The sequence below is a fragment of the Streptomyces sp. SKN60 genome (assembly GCF_026236535.1).
Taxonomy (GTDB): Bacteria; Actinomycetota; Actinomycetes; order Streptomycetales; family Streptomycetaceae; genus Streptomyces.
The window spans coordinates 1-16,703 of the sequence record NZ_JAHTMW010000037.1 but is presented as its reverse complement, the minus strand read 5'-3'; the positions used below and the strand labels follow the sequence as shown (position 1 = coordinate 16,703).

Sequence of the window (16,703 nt, the reverse complement as noted above, 5' to 3'; positions counted from 1 at the left end):
CTGTGGGCTTCGGCAAAGTCGGACAGGGGACGACAAAGGGCCCCCGGACCATGAGGTCCGAGGGCCCGTGGGGCCGGGCTCAACGCCCTTGAGGAGGGGTCGACCGCTGTCGCGGCGGCTTCACGCCTTCGTGACGTCCCGCTCCATCTCCTCCTCCAGCTCCTCCGGCTCGCGCCCCGGAGTCGGCAGATTGAACTTGGTGATCGCGATCCGGAAGATCACGTAATAGACGACGGCGAAACACAGCCCGATCGGAATGATCAGCCACGGCTTGGTCGCCAGGTTCCAGTTGATCACGTAGTCGATCAGACCGGCCGAGAAGCTGAAGCCGTCCTTCACCCCGAGCGCCCAGCTCACCGCCATCGACACACCCGTGAGCACCGCGTGGATCGCGTACAGCACCGGCGCGATGAAGAGGAACGAGTATTCGATCGGCTCCGTGATGCCGGTGACGAACGAGGTCAGGGCGACCGACAGCATCATGCCGCCGATCTCCTTGCGCCGGTGCGGCTTGGCGCAGTGGGTGATCGCGAGCGCCGCGGCCGGCAGCGCGAACATCATGATCGGGAAGAAGCCGGTGGTGAACTGGCCGGCCTCCGGGTCGCCCGCGAGGAACATGGTGATGTCGCCGTGCACCGTGACGCCGTCCGGCTTGGTGTACGAGCCGAACTGGAACCAGATGGGCACGTTCAGGAACTGGTGCAGGCCGATCACGAGCAGCGCGCGGTTCGCGACGCCGAAGATCCCCGAACCCCAGGCGCCGAGCCCGACCAGCCAGTCGCTGAAGTCCTCCAGGGCGTCGCCGATCGGCGGCCAGACCCACACGCTGAGCGACGCCACGGCGATCCCGACGAAGGCCATGATGATCGGGACGAGCCGGCGCCCGTTGAAGAAGCCCAGCCAGTCGACCAGCTTCGTACGGTGGTACCGCTGCCACAGATACGCCGTCAGCAGACCCATGATGATGCCGCCGAAGACACCCGGGTTCTGGTACGTGTACCCGACGAAGGCCTGGTCCGGCGCGAGGCAGCCGCCGCCGATGTCCGCCGTGCCCGGCGGGCAGGTCTTCGGGAACTGTCGCAGCACGTTGTAGTAGACGAGGAAGCCGACCACCGCCGCCAGCGCGGTCGAGCCGTCCGCCTTCTTGGCCATGCCGATCGCGACGCCGATGCAGAACAGCAGCGGCAGACCGAGACTCCCGTCGAGCAGCGCGCCGCCGGCGCCCGCCATCACCTTCGCGACGTTGTCCCAGCCGAGCCCGTCGGCGCCGAACACGTCCGGCTGGCCGAGCCGGTTGATGATGCCCGCAGCCGGCAGCACCGCGATGGGCAGCTGGAGGCTGCGGCCCATCTTCTGCAGCCCCTGGAAGAAGCGACTCCCCATCGATCTCTTCGGCGCGGCGGCGGCACTGGCGCTACTCATCGACGACCTCCCTGGGTGCTGCGGATGCATACTGGTGTAGACCAGTTGCGGTAGGGTCCCGGAGGTCGCTCAGGGCAGGCCGCCGGTGATCGTCATCATTCGGCAGAACGGCGGCATCCGCTCGCGAGGTTGGGCCAACCGTGGGTTACCGTGACAAAGCGGATCACCGCGGATCGTCGGTGCGCAGAACGGACAGGGAGAAGCACATGGCCAGCAAGGCTGAGAAGATCGTCGCCGGCCTCGGCGGCATCGAGAACATCGAAGAGGTCGAGGGCTGCATCACCCGCCTCCGCACCGAGGTCGTCGACCCGTCCCTCGTCGACGACGCCGCGCTCAAGGCCGCCGGCGCCCACGGCGTCGTGAAGATGGGCACCGCCATCCAGGTCGTCATCGGCACCGACGCCGACCCGATCGCCGCCGACATCGAAGACATGATGTGACGAGCTGACACCGGCCAGCCGGCATCGGCCGGCATCGGCCGGCACCGAGACCGGCCGACGTCGGCAGGAGGGGCCCGTTCCGGCAGGGGAACGGGCCCCTTCGCCATGGGGCTACGCTCATGGCATGTCTCGTATCGACGGCCGTACGCCCGAACAGCTCCGCCCCGTCACCATCGAACGCGGATGGAGCAAGCACGCCGAGGGATCCGTCCTCATCTCCTTCGGCGACACCAAGGTCTTCTGCACCGCCTCCGTCACCGAGGGCGTCCCCCGCTGGCGCAAGGGCAGCGGCGAAGGCTGGGTCACCGGCGAGTACTCCATGCTCCCGCGCGCCACCAACACCCGCGGCGACCGCGAGTCCGTCCGCGGCAAGATCGGCGGCCGCACCCACGAGATCTCCCGCCTCATCGGCCGCTCGCTGCGCGCCGTCATCGACTACAAGGCGCTCGGCGAGAACACCATCGTCCTCGACTGCGACGTCCTGCAGGCCGACGGCGGCACCCGCACCGCCGCCATCACCGGCGCCTACGTCGCCCTCGCGGACGCCGTCGCCTGGGCCCAGGGCAAGAAGCTGATCAAGGCCGGCCGCAAGCCGCTCACCGGCACCGTCGCCGCCGTCTCCGTCGGCATCGTCGACGGCACCCCGCTCCTCGACCTCTGCTACGAGGAGGACGTGCGCGCCGACACCGACATGAACGTCGTCTGCACCGGCGACGGCCGCTTCGTCGAGGTCCAGGGCACCGCCGAGGCCGAGCCCTTCGACCGCAAGGAGCTCAACGCCCTCCTCGACCTCGCCTCCGGCGGCTGCGCCGAACTCGCCGAGATCCAGCGCAAGGCCCTCGAAGGAACCCTGTAGAAGGAACTCTGCAGGACGCCACCGCGTCCTTTACGACACGGGCGCACGGGTCGAAACCGTGCGCCCCGTCCATGTCTGTACGTCAGTACGTGTCTGTGTACGTATGTAGGGGGAGGACCCGAACGTGAAGCGCCGCAGCACCATAGCCCTCGCCGCCGCCACCGTCGTCTTCGCAGTCACCGGTCTGACCGGCTGCGGAGCGCTCGACAAGGCCGCGGACTGCATCAAGACGGCCGATGCCATCGCGACCTCCGTCGACAAGCTCTCGCAGGCCGTGAGCAACGCCTCCAACGACCCGACGCAGATCGAGGAAGCCCTCAACAGCATCGACACCGAACTGGGCAACCTCAAGAACACGACGGACAACGCGGACCTGTCCAAGGCCGTGGACGACCTCACCAAGGGCGTCGAATCCGTCCGTACGGCCGTGAAGAACGGCGACACCACGCCCGACATCAAGCCGATCACCGACGCGGCCACCGAGGTGGGCAAGGTCTGCACCCCGGGCTAGACCGTGCGTGGTCCGTCCGCGGAGGCCCGGATAATCGGGGGTATGACCCGTCTGATCCTCGCCACCCGCAACGCGGGCAAGATCACCGAACTCCACGCGATCCTCGCCGACGCAGGCCTCGACCTCGAACTCGTCGGCGCGGACGCGTACCCCGAGATCCCCGACGTCAAGGAGACCGGCGTCACCTTCGCCGAGAACGCCCTGCTCAAGGCCCACGCCCTGGCCCGGGCCACCGGCCTGCCCGCCGTCGCCGACGACTCCGGCCTCTGCGTCGACGTCCTGAACGGCGCCCCCGGCATCTTCTCCGCCCGCTGGGCCGGCACCCACGGCGACGACAAGGCCAACCTCAACCTGCTCCTCGCCCAGCTCGCCGACATCGACGACGCCCACCGCGGCGCCCACTTCGCCTGCGCGGCGGCCCTCGCCCTCCCGGACGGCACGGAACGCGTCGTCGAGGGCCGCCTCCCCGGCACCCTCCGCCACGAGCCCACCGGCACCAACGGCTTCGGCTACGACCCGATCCTCCAGCCCGAGGGCCACGCCGTGACCTGCGCCGAACTCACCCCGGCCGAGAAGAACGCGATCAGCCACCGCGGCAAGGCGTTCCGGGCGCTGGTGCCGGTCGTCCGGGAACTTCTGTCGCCGGAGGCGTGACCGACGCAGGTGTCGTAAGTGCGGCCGGGGGGACTCGAACCCCCACGGGTATTACCCCACTGGGACCTAAACCCAGCGTGACTGCCAATTCCACCACGGCCGCTCGCTGCCCGGTCATGCTACTGGCCGGGCAGTCCTGCTCACAGACCGCCGTCGGGTCAGGCCTCGATCTTCAGGTCCTTGAGGATCTTGGCGACGTGGCCGGTGGCCTTCACGTTGTAGAGGGCGCGCTCGACCTTGCCCTCCTCGTCCACGACGATCGTCGAGCGGATCACGCCCGTCACCGTCTTGCCGTAGAGCTTCTTCTCGCCGAAGGCGCCGTACGCCTCCAGGATCTTCTTGTCCGGGTCGCCGACCAGCGTGACCTTGAGGTTCTCCTTCTCGCGGAACTTCGCCAGCTTCTCCGGCTTGTCGGGGGAGACGCCGATGACGTCGTAGCCCGCGCCGGCCAGCAGGTCGAGGTTGTCGGTGAAGTCGCACGCCTGCTTGGTGCAGCCGGGGGTCAGCGCGGCCGGGTAGAAGTAGACGATGACCTTGCGGCCCAGGTGGTCCGCGAGGGAGACCTCGGTGCCGTCCGCGTCGGGGAGGGTGAAGGCGGGGGCGGTGTCGCCGGGCTGCAGTCGCTCGCTCATGGCTGGCTCTCCTCGGGAAAACTCGCTTACGCGATGAGAGCCTAATGGGGGTCGGGGACAACCCGCGGCGGGGGAAGCTGACAGACTGTCTGTCAACGCCGGAACACCCCGGAAAGCACGACCTCAGAACACACCGGAACATACGACCGGAACACACGACCGGAAACACCACTACGGAGGCAGCTCGGTGTCGGACGCCAGGACCCCTGCGCAGATCGAGGCGGACATCGTCCGCCGGCGCGAGCAGCTCGCCGTCACTCTCGACGAGATCGGCATTCGGATGCACCCGAAGACGATCATCGGGGATGCGAAGGCGAAGGTCGCCGCCCAGGTCGACCACACCGCCGGCCGCGCGTTCGTGGCCGTCAACCGGGTCGTCTCGGACGTGAAGGCCCGCTTCACCCATGACGACGGCGCGCCGCGTCTGGAGCGCGTGGTGCCGGTGGCGGTCGTCGCCGTCGCCGTCATCGGGCTCCTGGTGAGCTCCTCCCGGCGGCACAAGGACTGAGCCGGGCCGGTAGGTTCGTTCCCGTGAGCGAGAACACCCACGACAAGCTGCCCATCCGGATGCTCCACGACCGGATCCTGGTCCGGACCGACACCCCCGAGGGGGAGCGGCGGTCGGGCGGCGGCATCCTGATCCCGGCGACCGCGGCCGTCGGGCGTCGCCTGGCCTGGGCGGAGGTCGTCGCGGTCGGGCAGAACGTCCGGACCGTGGAGATCGGCGACCGGGTCCTGTACGACCCCGAGGACCGGGCCGAGGTCGAGGTGCGGGGCGTGGCCTATGTGCTGATGCGCGAGCGCGATCTGCACGCGGTGGCGGCGGACCGTTTCCAGAGCGCGGACTCGACCGGCCTGTACTTGTAAGAACTGCTGCGAGAACTGCTGCGAGAGCTGCTGTAGCCCGGATGGCGCAAGGCCCTGGTGACCGGTGTCACCAGGGCCTCCGCCTGTTCTTTGCTACGGTGGAAGCACCCCGACGAGACGCGCCGTACCGGGTTCACGACAAGACGACGCACCCCTGTTGATTCCGTCTCGCGGAGGTGTTCGTCGTCATGGCCTGGGTCCTTCTCGTCCTCGCCGGTCTGCTCGAAGTCGGCTGGTCCATCGGCATGAAGTACACCGAGGGCTTCACCCGTCTCTGGCCGAGCGTCTTCACGGTCGCCGGGATCATCGCCTCCATGGTGCTGCTCGCCCAGGCCACCAAGTCCCTCCCCATCGGTACGGCCTACGGCGTCTGGGTCGGCATCGGCGCGGCCGGTGCGGCGGTGCTCGGCATGGTCGTGCTCGGCGAGCCGGCGACCGCCGCCCGGATCTTCTTCGTCTGTCTGCTGCTGGTGGCGGTGGTCGGCCTCAAGGCGACGTCGGGCCACTGACCGGGCCGCTGGCCGGGCCACTGACGTCACTGGCCGGTGCCACGGCTGTCATGGGCGTCCCAGGCGCACCCGTATCGACGGGCGCCGGCGCCCCGGGTACCTCGGTCGGCGTCACGGGTACGGGCTCGGGCTCGGGCTGCGGCGCGGGCGGCGCCTGGAGGGGCTGCGGCGCCTGCCGCGGAGGCTGCGCGGGCCGCACGGGCTCCGGCCGTACGGGCTGAGCGGCGCCCCGCTCCCGTACCGCCGGACGCGGAACGACCGGCGTGACCGGCGTGACCGGCGCCTTCCCGCGGTGACGCTGGGGCCCCTCGTACCCCTGCCCCGCCCCGTACGGATCACCGGGGAAGTCCGCCGGTGGCGACTCCAGGGGCAGCTCCTCCGCGCCCTCCATCAGCCGCAGGTCGAACTCCTTCGCCGGCACCCCGGCGAGCGCGTCCCGCGTGAACCGGGCCCAGATCTCCGCGGGCTCCCCGCCCCCGTTGATCCGCGGCCGGCCGAGCGCCCCGTACAGCGGCAGCTGCCGGCCCGTCTCCGGGTCCTGGCCCATCATCGCGACGACGGTCGCGAGCTCCGGTGTGAAGCCGGCGAACCAGGCCGCCTTGTCGTCCTCCGCCGTGCCCGTCTTGCCCGCCGCGGGCCGCCCGGCCGCCAGCGCCGCCGTGCCCGTGCCCTCGCGGACCACGCTGCGCAGCACCGAGGTGGTGGTGTCGGCGACCTCGCGGGACAGCACCTGACGGCCCTCCGGCTCCGACCCCGGAAGTTCCAGCTCCGCGCCGTCCCGGGAGACCTTCTCGACCAGCGTGTACGGGGCGTGCCGGCCATGGTTCGCGAGCGTCGCGTACGCCTGCGCGAGGTCCAGGACGCTCGCGGTGGCCGGGCCGAGCGCGATCGACGGCGAGGCGGTGAGGTCGGGGGTGCGGGCCGGCAGGCCGAGCGTCACGGCGGTGTCGCGCACCCGCGCCGGGCCGACGTCCACCGCCATCTGCGCGTACACCGCGTTGACGGAGCGGTCGGTGGCGGTGCGGACGCTGATCGGGCCGAAGCTCTCGTCGTCCTCGTTCGCCGGGTCGTAGTACGCCCCGTTCCAGCCCTGCACCGGGCGCCGGTTGTCCCCGTCGTACACGGTGTTGGGGGTGATCCGCTCGCCCTCCTGGGTCTGCGCCCCGTTCTGCAGGGCGGAGGCGAGCACGAAGGGCTTGAAGGTGGAGCCGACCTGGTAGTCGCGGCGGGTGGCGTTGTTGACGAACTGCCGGGTGTAGTCGATGCCGCCGTAGATCGCCACGATCCGGCCGGAGCCCGGCTCGACGGCCGCGCCCCCGACCCGTACGAACCGGTCGGTGGGGTTGTGCCGCGGGTCCAGCTTCGCCGTCACGCTCTCCTCGACGGCCTTCACGAAGGCGTCCTGCTTGGCGCGCTCCAGGGTCGTGGTGATCCGGAAGCCGCCGGCGGCCAGCGTCTTCTCGTCGACGATGCCGTGCTCGGTGAGGTACTGCCGGACGGCCTGCACCAGATAGCCGCGCTGTCCGGACAGGCCGGCGGAGGCGCGGGCCGGCTGCGGGTCGGGGAAGACGGCGGCGGCGCGGGCGGTCCGGGACAGCCAGCCCTCGGTGACCATGCCGTCCAGGACGTAGCGCCAGCGGGCGAGCACCCGGTCGCGGTTCTCCGGGTGCTCGGTCACGTCGTACGCGTTGGGGGAGTTGAGCAGCGAGGCGAGGTACGCGCCCTCGGCGGTGGACAGGGCGTGGGCGTCCTTGCCGTAGTAGGCGCGGGCGGCGGCCTGCACGCCGTACGCGTTGCGCCCGAAGTAGCTGGTGTTCAGATAGCCCTCGAGGATCTCGTCCTTGCTCTTCTCGCGGCCCAGCTTGAGCGCGATGAAGAACTCCTTCGCCTTGCGGGTGAGGGTCTGCTCCTGGCCCAGGTAGTAGTTCTTGACGTACTGCTGGGTGATGGTGGAGCCGGACTGGCGGCCCTTGCCGGTGAGGGTGTTCCAGGTGGCGCGGACCATCGCGCGCGGGTCGACGGCCTGCGAGGTGTGGAAGTCGCGGTCCTCGGCGGCGAGCACGGCGCGCTGTACGCCGAGCGGGACGCGGGCCAGGCTCACGTTCTCGCGGTCGACCTCGCCGTCCCGGGCGAGCTGGCTGCCGTCGCGGTAGAGGAAGAGGTTGGACTGGGCGACGGCGGTGGCGTTGGCGGCCGGTACGTCCACGAGGAGGTAGCCGGCGACGAGCCCGCCGAGCAGGAGCAGCACGCCGAGCGCGGCGAGGCCGAACAGGCGCCGGAGGAGGCGGCGGAGGCGGCGGGGACGGTGTGCGCGGGCCTGGGCCTTCGGCCGGTCCTGGTGGGGGCGCGGTGGGAGGGTCGGGTCGCGGGGCTCCCAGGCCTCCGGTTCCGACGGCAGGATCTCGCCCGCCGCACTGGTGGGCATACCGGATGAAGGGGACATAACACTACATCCTGCATGCGCGGCGCCGGAAGTCCGCAAAACGACTCGACTGTGCTCCTCGGGTCCCACTAAGGTCGGGCGCTTTGGTGCGAACGGATGCATGCGGATGCGGGCCGGTGCGGGCGGGTGCGAACGGATGCGGGCGAGAAGGGCGACGGGGAAGCAACATGGGGCACGTATTACGGCTCTACGTCACCGTGGCGGCAGGTGGCTTCCGGCGCCATGCCACCTATCGGGTGGCCACCGCGGCGGGCGTGTTCACCAACACCGTCTTCGGCTTCATCCTGTCGTACACCTATATGGCCCTGTGGGACGCCCGTCCCGCCCTCGGCGGCTACACCCAGGCCGACGCCCTCGCCTATGTGTGGATCGGCCAGGGCCTCATCACCGTCTGCGGACTGATGGGCGGCGGCTTCGAGGACGAGCTGATCGAACGGATCAGGACCGGCGACATCGCCGTCGACCTCTACCGCCCCGCCGACCTCCAGGCCTGGTGGTTCTCGGCCAATCTCGGCCGCTCCGCCTACCAGTTGCTCGGCCGCGGCGTCCTCCCCATGCTCTTCGGCTCCCTCGTCTTCGACTTCACCCTCCCGGCCGGCCCCGGCACCTGGCTCGCCTTCCTCCTCGCCGTCACGCTCGGCTCGATCGTCAGCTTCGCGCTCTGGTACCTGGTCGCGATGAGCGCCTTCTGGCTGCTCGACGGTCAGGGCGTGGTCCAGGTGGCCTGGCTCGGCGGCCTGTTCTTCTCCGGGATGCTGCTCCCGCTGAACGTCTTCCCCGGCACCCTCGGCGAGATCGCCCGCCTGCTGCCCTGGGCCTCGCTGCTCCAGGTGCCGGCCGACGTCTACCTGGGCCGGTACGAGGGCTGGGCACTGCTCGGCGCGTACGCCTTCCAGGCCTGCTGGGCGGTGGTGCTGCTCGCTGCGGGGCGGCTGGTGCAGACGGCGGCGACGCGGAAGGTGGTGGTGCAGGGTGGCTGAGACGGAGACAGAGACGGAGACGGGTACGGGTGCGGGTGCGGGCGTGGCGCCTTCGGCGGGTGCGGGCCCGGAGGCCCGGGCAGGTGCGGGGCCGGTGGGCCGGGTCGGGGCGTCCTGGCGTACGTACCGGATGGTCGCGGCCATGTGGATCCGCTCCACCCTCACCTACCGGGCGTCCTTCGCGCTGACTCTCCTCTCCAACCTCGTCGTCACCTTCTTCGACTTCGTCGTGATCCTCCTGATGTTCGGTCAGGTGCGTGCCCTCGGCGGCTTCTCCTTCCCCGAGGTGGCCTTCCTGTACGGGACGACCGCGACCTCCTTCGGCCTCGCCGACCTGGTGATGGGCTCGCTGCCGCGGATGGGCAAACGGGTGCGCGACGGCTCCTTCGACACCTTCCTGCTGCGCCCGGCCCCGGTCCTCGCGCAGGTCGCGGCGGACCGCTTCGGGCTGCGCCGTCTGGGGCGGGTCACCCAGGGCCTGATCGTCCTGATCTGGAGCCTGGTGCTGCTGACGCAGTCCTCCCTCGTGGCCTGGACGCCGCTGAAGCTGCTGCTCGTGCCGGTGATGCTGGCGAGCGGCGCGGTGATCTTCGGTGCGGTGATGGTCATCGGGGCCTCGGTGCTGTTCTGGGCGCAGGACGCGGCGGAGGTGACCAACTCCTTCACGTACGGCGGCAACAACCTGCTCCAGTTCCCGCCGACGGTCTTCGCCCAGGACCTGGTGCGGGGCGTCGTCTATGTCGTACCGCTCGCCTTCGTGAACTGGCTGCCCGCGCTGTACGTGCTGGGCCGCCCGGCACCGGAGGGCGTGCCGGAGGGCGCGGCGTTCGCGTCGCCGCTGGTGGCGGGCGTGTGCTGTGCGGTGGCGGGGCTGGCGTGGCGGACGGGCCTGCGGGCGTACCGATCGACGGGAAGCTGAGGCGAGAGCTCCATGGCAGAGATGTTCATCGAGGTGGACGGCCTGGAGAAGGTCTTCACGATCAGGAAGCGGGCCGGACTGCTCCGCCGGGAGAAACGCGAGGTCAGGGCCGTCGACGGGATCTCGTTCGGGATCGGGGAGGGGGAGATGGTCGGCTACATCGGCCCGAACGGCGCCGGGAAGTCCACCACCATCAAGATGCTCACCGGCATCCTCACCCCCAGCGGCGGCCGGCTGACGGTGGCCGGAATCGACCCCTCGCGGGACCGGGCCCGCCTCGCACACCGGATCGGCGTGGTCTTCGGCCAGCGCACCACGCTGTGGTGGGACCTGCCGCTGCGCGACTCGTACGCGCTCGTCCACCGGATGTACCGGATCCCCGACGCCCGCTTCGCCGAGAACCTGGCCCGCTGCGTGGACCTTCTGGACCTCGGCGAGCTGCTCGACGTGCCCGTACGGCAGCTGTCCCTCGGGCAGCGGATGCGCGGCGACATCGCGGCGGCGCTGCTGCACGACCCGGACGTGCTGTACCTCGACGAGCCGACGATCGGGCTCGACGTCGTGTCGAAGGCGAAGGTCCGCGAGTTCCTGCGCGAGCTCAACGCGACGCGCGGCACGACCGTGCTGCTCACCACCCACGACCTCACCGACATCGAGCAGCTGTGCTCGCGGGTGATGGTCATCGACCACGGGCGGCTGATGTACGACGGGGGGCTCGCCGGCCTGCACGAGGCGGGGGAGAGCGAGCGCAGCCTGGTGGTCGACCTGGCCCGGGAGACCGCCCCGATCGAGGTGCCGGGCGCCCGTTTCGTACGGGCGGAGGGCCCGCGCCAGTGGCTCGCGCTGCCCGCCTCCGCGTCGGCGGCGCCGGTGGTCGCGGCGGTGGCCGCCGCGTACCCGCTGGTGGACCTGTCGGTGCGGGAGCCCGACATCGAGTCGGTGATCGCGAAGATGTACGGAGGAACCGGAGGAACCGGAGGAACCACCGGAGGAACTCCACGTGCGGCCGGGGAGTCTGTCAGGTAAGGAGGTGAGGTGGTGAGGGTGATGGTGCGATGGTGAGCTTCACGTACACGGCGGCGGACGAGGAGAAGAGCCGAGGCGTCCGCCGTATGAAGGCGCTGGCGGCGGGCCTCCTTGCTCTCGTCGCGACGATCTATGCCCTGGCGACCTGGGCGAAGTCGTCCGACGCGGGCGCCTGGGCGGGCTATGTCGCGGCGGCGGCGGAGGCCGGCATGGTGGGCGCGCTGGCGGACTGGTTCGCGGTGACGGCACTGTTCCGGCGCCCGCTGGGCCTTCCCATCCCGCACACCGCGATCATCCCGACGAAGAAGGACCAGCTGGGCGCCTCGCTCGGCTCCTTCGTGGGCGAGAACTTCCTCTCCGCCGATGTCGTACGGGGCAGGCTGCGCGGCTTCGGCATCGCGCGCCGTCTCGGCCTCTGGCTCGCGGACCCGGCGCACGCGGACCGCGTCACCTCCGAACTGGCCGCGGCCCTGCGGGGCGCGCTGACGGTGCTGCGCGACTCGGACGTGCAGGCGGTCGTGGGCGAGGCGATCACCCGGCGGGCGGAGGCGGCGGAGATCGGCCCGGGCCTCGGCAAGACCCTGGAACGGATGGTCGCCGACGGTTCCCACCACCGCGCCGTCGACCTCGTCTGCGCCCGCGGCCACGACTGGCTGATCACCCACCGCGACTCGGTGATGGAGGCCATCGAGGGCGGCGCGCCCGGCTGGACCCCGCGCTTCGTGGACCGCAGGATCGGCGAGCGGGTCTACAAGGAGCTGCTCCGCTTCGTGACCGAGATGCGCGACATGCCGGGCCACCCGGCGCGCGGCGCGATCGACCGCTTCCTGACGGACTTCGCCGCCGACCTCCAGGGCGACACCGACACCCGGGCCCGCGTGGAGCGCCTGAAGTCCGAACTCCTGGCCCGCCCGGAGGTCCAGGACGTCATCGCCTCCGCCTGGTCCTCGGTCCGCGCCCTGATCCTGGCCGCCGCCGAGGACGACCAGAGCCAACTCCGCCGCCGCGCCCGCGCCTCCCTGATCTCCCTGGGCACCCGCCTCTCGACCGACTCCCGCCTCCAGGCGAAGGTCGAGGGCTGGGCGGAGGACGCCGCCGCCTACGTCGTCACCACCTACCGCGCCGAGATCACCTCCCTGATCACCGACACGGTCGCCGGCTGGGACGCCACCCAGACCTCCAAGAAGATCGAGGCCAACATCGGCCGCGACCTCCAGTTCATCCGCATCAACGGCACGGTGGTGGGCGCCCTGGCCGGCCTCCTGATCTACACGATCAGCCACGCCCTGGGCGGCTGAGCCTCACTCGGCGTTACGGGTCACCGCGTACGCGGCCCCGGCCATGGCCCCGGCGACGGAGAACACCGCGGGCCACGCCCCGATCTTCTTCGCCAGCGGATGCGACCCGGCAAACGCGGCCACGTACCCCGCCGTCAGCCCAGCCGCCACCTTCCCCCCAGCCACCTGCTGCCACTCCCGCGCCGCCACCCCACCCGCCACAGCCAACACAACCCCACCCAACGGCCGCTTCTTGGTCCACCGCGCCACGGCATACCCCCCGACAAGCCCGGCGGCGGCGATGGCGGGGGAGAGGGTGCGGGCGCTGGGCATGACGGGGTCCAATCAGTCGGCAAGGTCTTTCGTACTCACGAGCCTAACGAGAGGCCCAAGGTACGAGGTTCCTGCGTGTGCTTCTGGTGCGGCCGCCCTCTCTCCGAGTGTGGCCCCCTCCACCACCGCGTCAGGGGCGCTCCCTTCGGTCGCGTCGCAAGCGATGGCCTGCGGCCACCCTTGACCCGGTGCCTCCGGGGGCCTTTGACCACTCGGAGGGCGGCCGGGGGAGCGGGCCGCGCGGGGAGCTTCGGGTATTCCGACCCGCCGTGGGCGGGTGGCGGGATGGTGGTGGGTGAGCCCGGGTATCGCTCAGCAGGGTGGGACCCTGCGGGCCGGTGTGTGGGGGCTCGGTTCGCGGCTGAGGCGGGTGGGCCCGTGCCCGCCGGTCAGGGGTGCGCGGAAGCGGATTGGGGCGGCCGGGACTCATGCCCCACTGGCCACGGCCGGAGGGCGATGCAAACCCCGCTCACGCGAGCCCTTGGGCCCCGTGGCCGCCTCTGAAGTCACAGGAGTTCGTTCCCGCCCCATTTCGGCTGCGGATTGCCGACTTTGCTCGGCCGGGCCGGGGTGCACGGCAGTGGAACGTCAGTCTTCGAGTGACCTGGACAGGGCCTCGGTGACCATACGGGTGGCGAAGTCGGGGTCGTCGGTGAGGCGGTTGATGTGCTCCGCGAGCAGAAGGGCGGTGGCTTCGAGGGGAGTCAGCTCCTCCTTGGTCCAGTCTCCGTACTGCTTGCGCCACAGGTTGGGGCTGAGGCCGGTGCCCGCGGCGACGAGGAGGCCGGCCATGGTGGGGATGGCCTCGGGCCGGACGCTCTTGGGCATCATGCGCATGGTGCCCACGAGGTTGGGCACGACGTACTCGATGACGTCCTTGTCGTGCTCCTCGTAGGCCATCCGCAGCCACTGCATGAACATGTAGATGAGAGTGCACGCACCGTCCAGCACGTCATCGACTCCCCCGGGACCCAGGGAGGCCGCGACCTGGGCGACCCACGACCGTTGTTCAGGGTCGGTTCCGTCCTTGCCGTTGTGGATGGCCGTGAGCTGAGAGTCGATCATCATGAGCGCGGTGCCCACGTCGCCGACGGGAGCGTGCCGGGGGTGACAGGGAGATGGCACAGGGACTCCTCCTCGTGTGACCGCGGTGGGTAACGCGGCATGTCCGTACGGTAGTCGGCGTCGAGCCGGAGGTTCAGGGGAATCCCACGGATTGCTCCCCGAGGCCGACTTCGGAAGCCCTTCACGCGCCGCACCCTGATGACGTACGCCCCCTGGGTGAGCCTCTTTCGTGCCAAACCGCACGGGAAGCTACTCGAAGCGCCTCTGCCGTCACCGGAGTTCACTCCTTCGGCGCTCGGGATGGAGGTGTGCACTTGGGGCCGCCGTGCCGGGCCGCCAGCGCACCATCCGTCGCACGGGCTCATTCCGTGCCAGCAGTCGGCCGCCGAACCAGGCCCGGCTAACCAATCCACTTCCGCGCACCCCTGACCGGGGGACGGCGTCCCACCGGCTCCGGCCGCGAACTGGGCCCCCACCCACCGGCCCGAGAGATTCCCTCTGCTCGGGAGCGATACCCGGGCCACCCGCCACCGGCCTGCCACTCGCCTACGGCGGCCGGCCGATATCCGGGCCTATTCGCGTGGCCGGGCCCCCGGCCGCCCTCCGAGTGGTTAAAGGCGCCCGGAGGCACCGGGTCAAGGGTGGGCGCAGCCCATCGCCTGCGACGCGACCGAAGGGAGCGCCCTTGACGCGGTGGTGGAGGGGGCCACTCTCGGAGAGAGGGCGGCCGTACCAGAAGCCTGCTTGGCGGGTGAGTGGGTGGCCCCGGTGCCTGAGCGAAGCGGGTGTCGCCAGTTACCTCCGGTTGTTAGAACTCCTCAGCCTTGCGAATCCGCTTCGCCGAGGTCTTGGGGAGGCCGGTGTCCCAGACGGTGACCATGACCCAGTAGGCGGCGGTCGCCCGCCCGCCCGTTCCGTCATGCCGGGTCCCGCCACCCGTGGCCGCCGTCGTGATCCTGCCCTTCATACCTTCCGCTGTACTTGTGGAGGCGAGTCGCTGGGCCATCCGCTTGTCGTCGATCAACTCCGGATGGCGCCCGATGATGAGCCCGAGACCATGGATGATGACGCCCTCCCAGGTAAACCGGGAGCGTCCCCAGGCGTTCTCGGCGACGGTCAGCGCGCGGTCGAGAACGTCAGGTCCGAACTGCTTGACCAGCGCGTGCGCCTTGGTGATCGCGCCGAACTGGTTGGCGGAGCTGCTGCCAGCGGTCAGGTTGTGCTTCTTCAGCACTGCCTCGGCCTCGACATACGGGCTGTGCCCGGCGGCGACCCCGTTCTTGTGCTCGTCGAAGGCACTGGGCTTCTTGCTGTCGCGGTTCTTGGCCAGGAACATGTCGGCTTCCTGAGCCCGTTCCAGTCCGGTGTGTACGTCCGCGTGCAGGTACGGGTGCTCGGCTTCCTTCGCGGCGAGCCAACGGTGCTGCCCGTCGATGATGTGGAAGGTGCCGTCCCCACGGTCGGAGACGATGATGGAACCGAGCTTGTTCTCGTCGAAGGCCTCAGCGATCTTCTTCGCGCGCCTCCTGTCAGGCTCGCGCTGCACGTCGTAGTCAACAAACAGCTTCTGCACCGGTATCTGGACGCCGTAGGTAACGGTGTGGCTGACCGAGGACATGCCCAACCTACTTTCGTGATCTTGACTTCTGGGCAGCTTCAGCCGAGGGAGAAGGCGAGCAGGGTGCGTGTGCGGCCCTGGATGGTGGTCGGGGCAGTAGTCACGTTTGCCTCCCAGGGAGTTGACTAGTGCTCAGTTTCAACAACTGTTGATCGTACTACTGGCTTTGTGCCGTATGGGGTCCCTATGGCCTCGCCTGCACCCCTGTGCGCCAAGGCGAGGAGACGCCTTCGATGAAGACGCTCCATGCGCCCCTACGTACAGCCAGCGCCGGCCCTTCCGGTCGCTTGGAGTCTCGTATAAGAGTTCCGTCCTCGGTTCGGGAGCACTCCACGCACTCGCCCCCAGAACCATTGCTGTAGGAGGACTTGAACCACTCGTTGCGGTTGGGTGTTGCCGGAGTGGAACTGCTCATTACGTGTAGCCCTTCAGTAGAGTCGTGATGAGGTGGGTTGAGCGGTGGGGGCTTGCCGCGGCGGCGCGCAGATTGTCGAAGGCCCTGTTGTACGCACGTACCTCCTCGGCTCCCTCCAGGTAGATGGCATCTGTGATGCCATCTCGGTACACGATGTCTGGATCCTCTGGATCGGGGAAGCCCAGCATCGTGAAGGTGCCGGTGGCGGGGTATGGGCCAGCGTCGAAAGGCAGGACCTGCAGGGTGACGCTGGGGAGTTCAGTCATCTCCAGCACCTTCTCAAGCTGCTCACGCATGACAGCCTCATCACCAATGAAGGAGCGCAGTGCACCTTCGTGCACCACGAACCAAGTGTCCGGCGCACTCGGTGACTGGAGGCGCGTCTGGCGTTCCATCCGGACACTCACGGCGTGGTGGATGTCCTCGTCGGACATCTGATTGGTCGCGCGGTGCAGTTCAGCGGCGTACGCGGGGGTCTGCATGAGGCCGGGAACGAACTCGTTCTGGTACTGGCGGAACGTGGAAGCGTCCTGCTCTAGGCCGATGTAGATCGAGAACCAGGCGGGGACGCCGTTGCCGTGGGCTTGCCACCAACCCTTCGTCTTCGCCTGCTTCGCAAGCGATTTGAGGAACTCGCGTAGCTCGTCCTCCACACCGTAGAAGCGGCAGAGCGCGTCGACGTCAGAAGGTTGGACGCGGCCCGTACCCGTCTCCATGCGGTTGACCTTGGAGCCGC

General features: G+C 69.8%; 19 protein-coding genes, 1 tRNA gene and 1 riboswitch. Of the genes, 11 read left to right on the top strand and 9 right to left on the bottom strand.

Annotation, left to right across the window (positions count from 1 at the left end):
* Positions 1–120 precede the first annotated feature (120 nt).
* Positions 121–1,422, bottom strand: coding sequence for a PTS transporter subunit EIIC (locus tag KV205_RS35085; protein ID WP_265869071.1), 1,302 nt, complete (start codon positions 1,420–1,422; stop codon positions 121–123).
* A 206-nt stretch (positions 1,423–1,628) separates the two neighbouring features.
* Between KV205_RS35085 and KV205_RS35080 the strand changes: the two genes are divergently transcribed.
* The 4 genes from KV205_RS35080 (at position 1,629) to rdgB (ending at position 3,883) form a co-directional block, all read left to right on the top strand.
* Positions 1,629–1,862: a PTS glucose/sucrose transporter subunit IIB gene (locus KV205_RS35080; protein WP_265869069.1), complete on the top strand. Its 234-nt coding sequence runs from the start codon at positions 1,629–1,631 to the stop codon at positions 1,860–1,862.
* A 124-nt stretch (positions 1,863–1,986) separates the two neighbouring features.
* Positions 1,987–2,718, top strand: coding sequence for a ribonuclease PH (rph, locus tag KV205_RS35075; protein ID WP_265869068.1), 732 nt, complete (start codon positions 1,987–1,989; stop codon positions 2,716–2,718).
* A gap of 124 nt (positions 2,719–2,842) precedes the next feature.
* Positions 2,843–3,229, top strand: a complete 387-nt coding sequence (locus tag KV205_RS35070; protein WP_374214772.1) for a hypothetical protein — start codon at positions 2,843–2,845, stop codon at positions 3,227–3,229.
* 42 nt (positions 3,230–3,271) lie between these two features.
* Positions 3,272–3,883, top strand: coding sequence for an RdgB/HAM1 family non-canonical purine NTP pyrophosphatase (rdgB, locus tag KV205_RS35065; RefSeq protein ID WP_265869067.1), 612 nt, complete (start codon positions 3,272–3,274; stop codon positions 3,881–3,883).
* Between the two features lie 19 nt (positions 3,884–3,902).
* On the opposite strand, the gene KV205_RS35060 is transcribed toward rdgB, so the two are convergent.
* Together KV205_RS35060 and bcp are read right to left on the bottom strand one after the other, a co-directional pair.
* A tRNA-Leu gene (locus tag KV205_RS35060) sits at positions 3,903–3,986 on the bottom strand.
* Positions 3,987–4,041: 55 nt separating this feature from the next.
* Positions 4,042–4,515, bottom strand: a complete 474-nt coding sequence (bcp, locus tag KV205_RS35055; protein WP_265869065.1) for a thioredoxin-dependent thiol peroxidase — start codon at positions 4,513–4,515, stop codon at positions 4,042–4,044.
* Between the two features lie 187 nt (positions 4,516–4,702).
* On the opposite strand from bcp, the gene KV205_RS35050 reads away from it, so the two are divergent.
* The 3 genes from KV205_RS35050 (at position 4,703) to KV205_RS35040 (ending at position 5,891) form a co-directional block, all read left to right on the top strand.
* Positions 4,703–5,023, top strand: coding sequence for a DUF3618 domain-containing protein (locus tag KV205_RS35050; protein WP_265869064.1), 321 nt, complete (start codon positions 4,703–4,705; stop codon positions 5,021–5,023).
* A 23-nt stretch (positions 5,024–5,046) separates the two neighbouring features.
* Positions 5,047–5,382 carry a co-chaperone GroES gene (locus KV205_RS35045; RefSeq protein ID WP_265869063.1) on the top strand — a complete coding sequence of 112 codons (336 nt, stop codon included), beginning with the start codon at positions 5,047–5,049 and terminating at the stop codon, positions 5,380–5,382.
* 87 nt (positions 5,383–5,469) lie between these two features.
* A riboswitch (guanidine-III (ykkC-III) riboswitch) is annotated at positions 5,470–5,535 on the top strand.
* A 35-nt stretch (positions 5,536–5,570) separates the two neighbouring features.
* A complete protein-coding gene (locus tag KV205_RS35040; RefSeq protein WP_265869062.1) occupies positions 5,571–5,891 on the top strand; it encodes a multidrug efflux SMR transporter in 321 nt (106 codons plus the stop codon).
* Here KV205_RS35040 and KV205_RS35035 read toward each other — a convergent pair.
* Entirely contained in the window at positions 5,869–8,316 is a 2,448-nt protein-coding gene (locus KV205_RS35035) for a transglycosylase domain-containing protein (RefSeq protein ID WP_265869061.1), read from the bottom strand. The genes KV205_RS35040 and KV205_RS35035 overlap by 23 nt on opposite strands.
* Positions 8,317–8,501: 185 nt before the next feature.
* Between KV205_RS35035 and KV205_RS35030 the strand changes: the two genes are divergently transcribed.
* The 4 genes from KV205_RS35030 (at position 8,502) to KV205_RS35015 (ending at position 12,557) form a co-directional block, all read left to right on the top strand.
* Positions 8,502–9,314, top strand: a complete 813-nt coding sequence (locus KV205_RS35030; protein ID WP_265869060.1) for an ABC-2 family transporter protein — start codon at positions 8,502–8,504, stop codon at positions 9,312–9,314.
* Positions 9,315–9,444: 130 nt separating this feature from the next.
* Entirely contained in the window at positions 9,445–10,233 is a 789-nt protein-coding gene (locus KV205_RS35025; protein ID WP_265869098.1) for an ABC transporter permease, read from the top strand.
* A 12-nt stretch (positions 10,234–10,245) separates the two neighbouring features.
* Positions 10,246–11,259, top strand: a complete 1,014-nt coding sequence (locus KV205_RS35020) for an ATP-binding cassette domain-containing protein (RefSeq protein WP_265869059.1) — start codon at positions 10,246–10,248, stop codon at positions 11,257–11,259.
* 29 nt (positions 11,260–11,288) lie between these two features.
* Positions 11,289–12,557: a DUF445 domain-containing protein gene (locus KV205_RS35015; protein WP_265869058.1), complete on the top strand. Its 1,269-nt coding sequence runs from the start codon at positions 11,289–11,291 to the stop codon at positions 12,555–12,557.
* A 3-nt stretch (positions 12,558–12,560) separates the two neighbouring features.
* Here the strand turns inward: KV205_RS35015 and KV205_RS35010 are convergent, their stop codons facing one another.
* From KV205_RS35010 to KV205_RS34990, 5 genes are all read right to left on the bottom strand, one after another.
* Positions 12,561–12,869 (bottom strand): hypothetical protein, encoded by a 309-nt coding sequence (locus tag KV205_RS35010; RefSeq protein WP_265869057.1) that lies wholly within the window; start codon positions 12,867–12,869, stop codon positions 12,561–12,563.
* Between the two features lie 588 nt (positions 12,870–13,457).
* The gene (locus KV205_RS35005; RefSeq protein WP_265869056.1) at positions 13,458–13,994 is read right to left on the bottom strand and encodes a hypothetical protein; all 537 of its coding nucleotides are present in this window, start codon (positions 13,992–13,994) and stop codon (positions 13,458–13,460) included.
* 748 nt (positions 13,995–14,742) lie between these two features.
* Positions 14,743–15,552 carry a DUF6551 family protein gene (locus tag KV205_RS35000; RefSeq protein WP_265869055.1) on the bottom strand — a complete coding sequence of 270 codons (810 nt, stop codon included), beginning with the start codon at positions 15,550–15,552 and terminating at the stop codon, positions 14,743–14,745.
* Between the two features lie 184 nt (positions 15,553–15,736).
* Positions 15,737–15,967 (bottom strand): DUF397 domain-containing protein, encoded by a 231-nt coding sequence (locus KV205_RS34995; protein WP_265869054.1) that lies wholly within the window; start codon positions 15,965–15,967, stop codon positions 15,737–15,739.
* The coding region (locus KV205_RS34990) for a helix-turn-helix transcriptional regulator (protein WP_265869053.1) at positions 15,967–16,703 on the bottom strand (737 nt) is incomplete at its 5' end. The genes KV205_RS34990 and KV205_RS34995, both read right to left, overlap by 1 nt.

Coding starts and splice junctions, on each gene's coding strand:
- KV205_RS35010 (WP_265869057.1), bottom strand. CDS start 12,869: ATGCCCAGCGCCCGCACCCTCTCCCCCGCCATCGCCGCCGCCGGGCTT.
- bcp (WP_265869065.1), bottom strand. CDS start 4,515: ATGAGCGAGCGACTGCAGCCCGGCGACACCGCCCCCGCCTTCACCCTC.
- KV205_RS35035 (WP_265869061.1), bottom strand. CDS start 8,316: ATGCCCACCAGTGCGGCGGGCGAGATCCTGCCGTCGGAACCGGAGGCC.
- KV205_RS35040 (WP_265869062.1), top strand. CDS start 5,571: ATGGCCTGGGTCCTTCTCGTCCTCGCCGGTCTGCTCGAAGTCGGCTGG.
- KV205_RS35085 (WP_265869071.1), bottom strand. CDS start 1,422: ATGAGTAGCGCCAGTGCCGCCGCCGCGCCGAAGAGATCGATGGGGAGT.
- rph (WP_265869068.1), top strand. CDS start 1,987: ATGTCTCGTATCGACGGCCGTACGCCCGAACAGCTCCGCCCCGTCACC.
- KV205_RS35030 (WP_265869060.1), top strand. CDS start 8,502: ATGGGGCACGTATTACGGCTCTACGTCACCGTGGCGGCAGGTGGCTTC.
- KV205_RS35025 (WP_265869098.1), top strand. CDS start 9,445: ATGGTCGCGGCCATGTGGATCCGCTCCACCCTCACCTACCGGGCGTCC.
- KV205_RS35080 (WP_265869069.1), top strand. CDS start 1,629: ATGGCCAGCAAGGCTGAGAAGATCGTCGCCGGCCTCGGCGGCATCGAG.
- KV205_RS34995 (WP_265869054.1), bottom strand. CDS start 15,967: ATGAGCAGTTCCACTCCGGCAACACCCAACCGCAACGAGTGGTTCAAG.
- rdgB (WP_265869067.1), top strand. CDS start 3,272: ATGACCCGTCTGATCCTCGCCACCCGCAACGCGGGCAAGATCACCGAA.
- KV205_RS35020 (WP_265869059.1), top strand. CDS start 10,246: ATGGCAGAGATGTTCATCGAGGTGGACGGCCTGGAGAAGGTCTTCACG.
- KV205_RS35015 (WP_265869058.1), top strand. CDS start 11,289: ATGGTGAGCTTCACGTACACGGCGGCGGACGAGGAGAAGAGCCGAGGC.
- KV205_RS35000 (WP_265869055.1), bottom strand. CDS start 15,552: ATGTCCTCGGTCAGCCACACCGTTACCTACGGCGTCCAGATACCGGTG.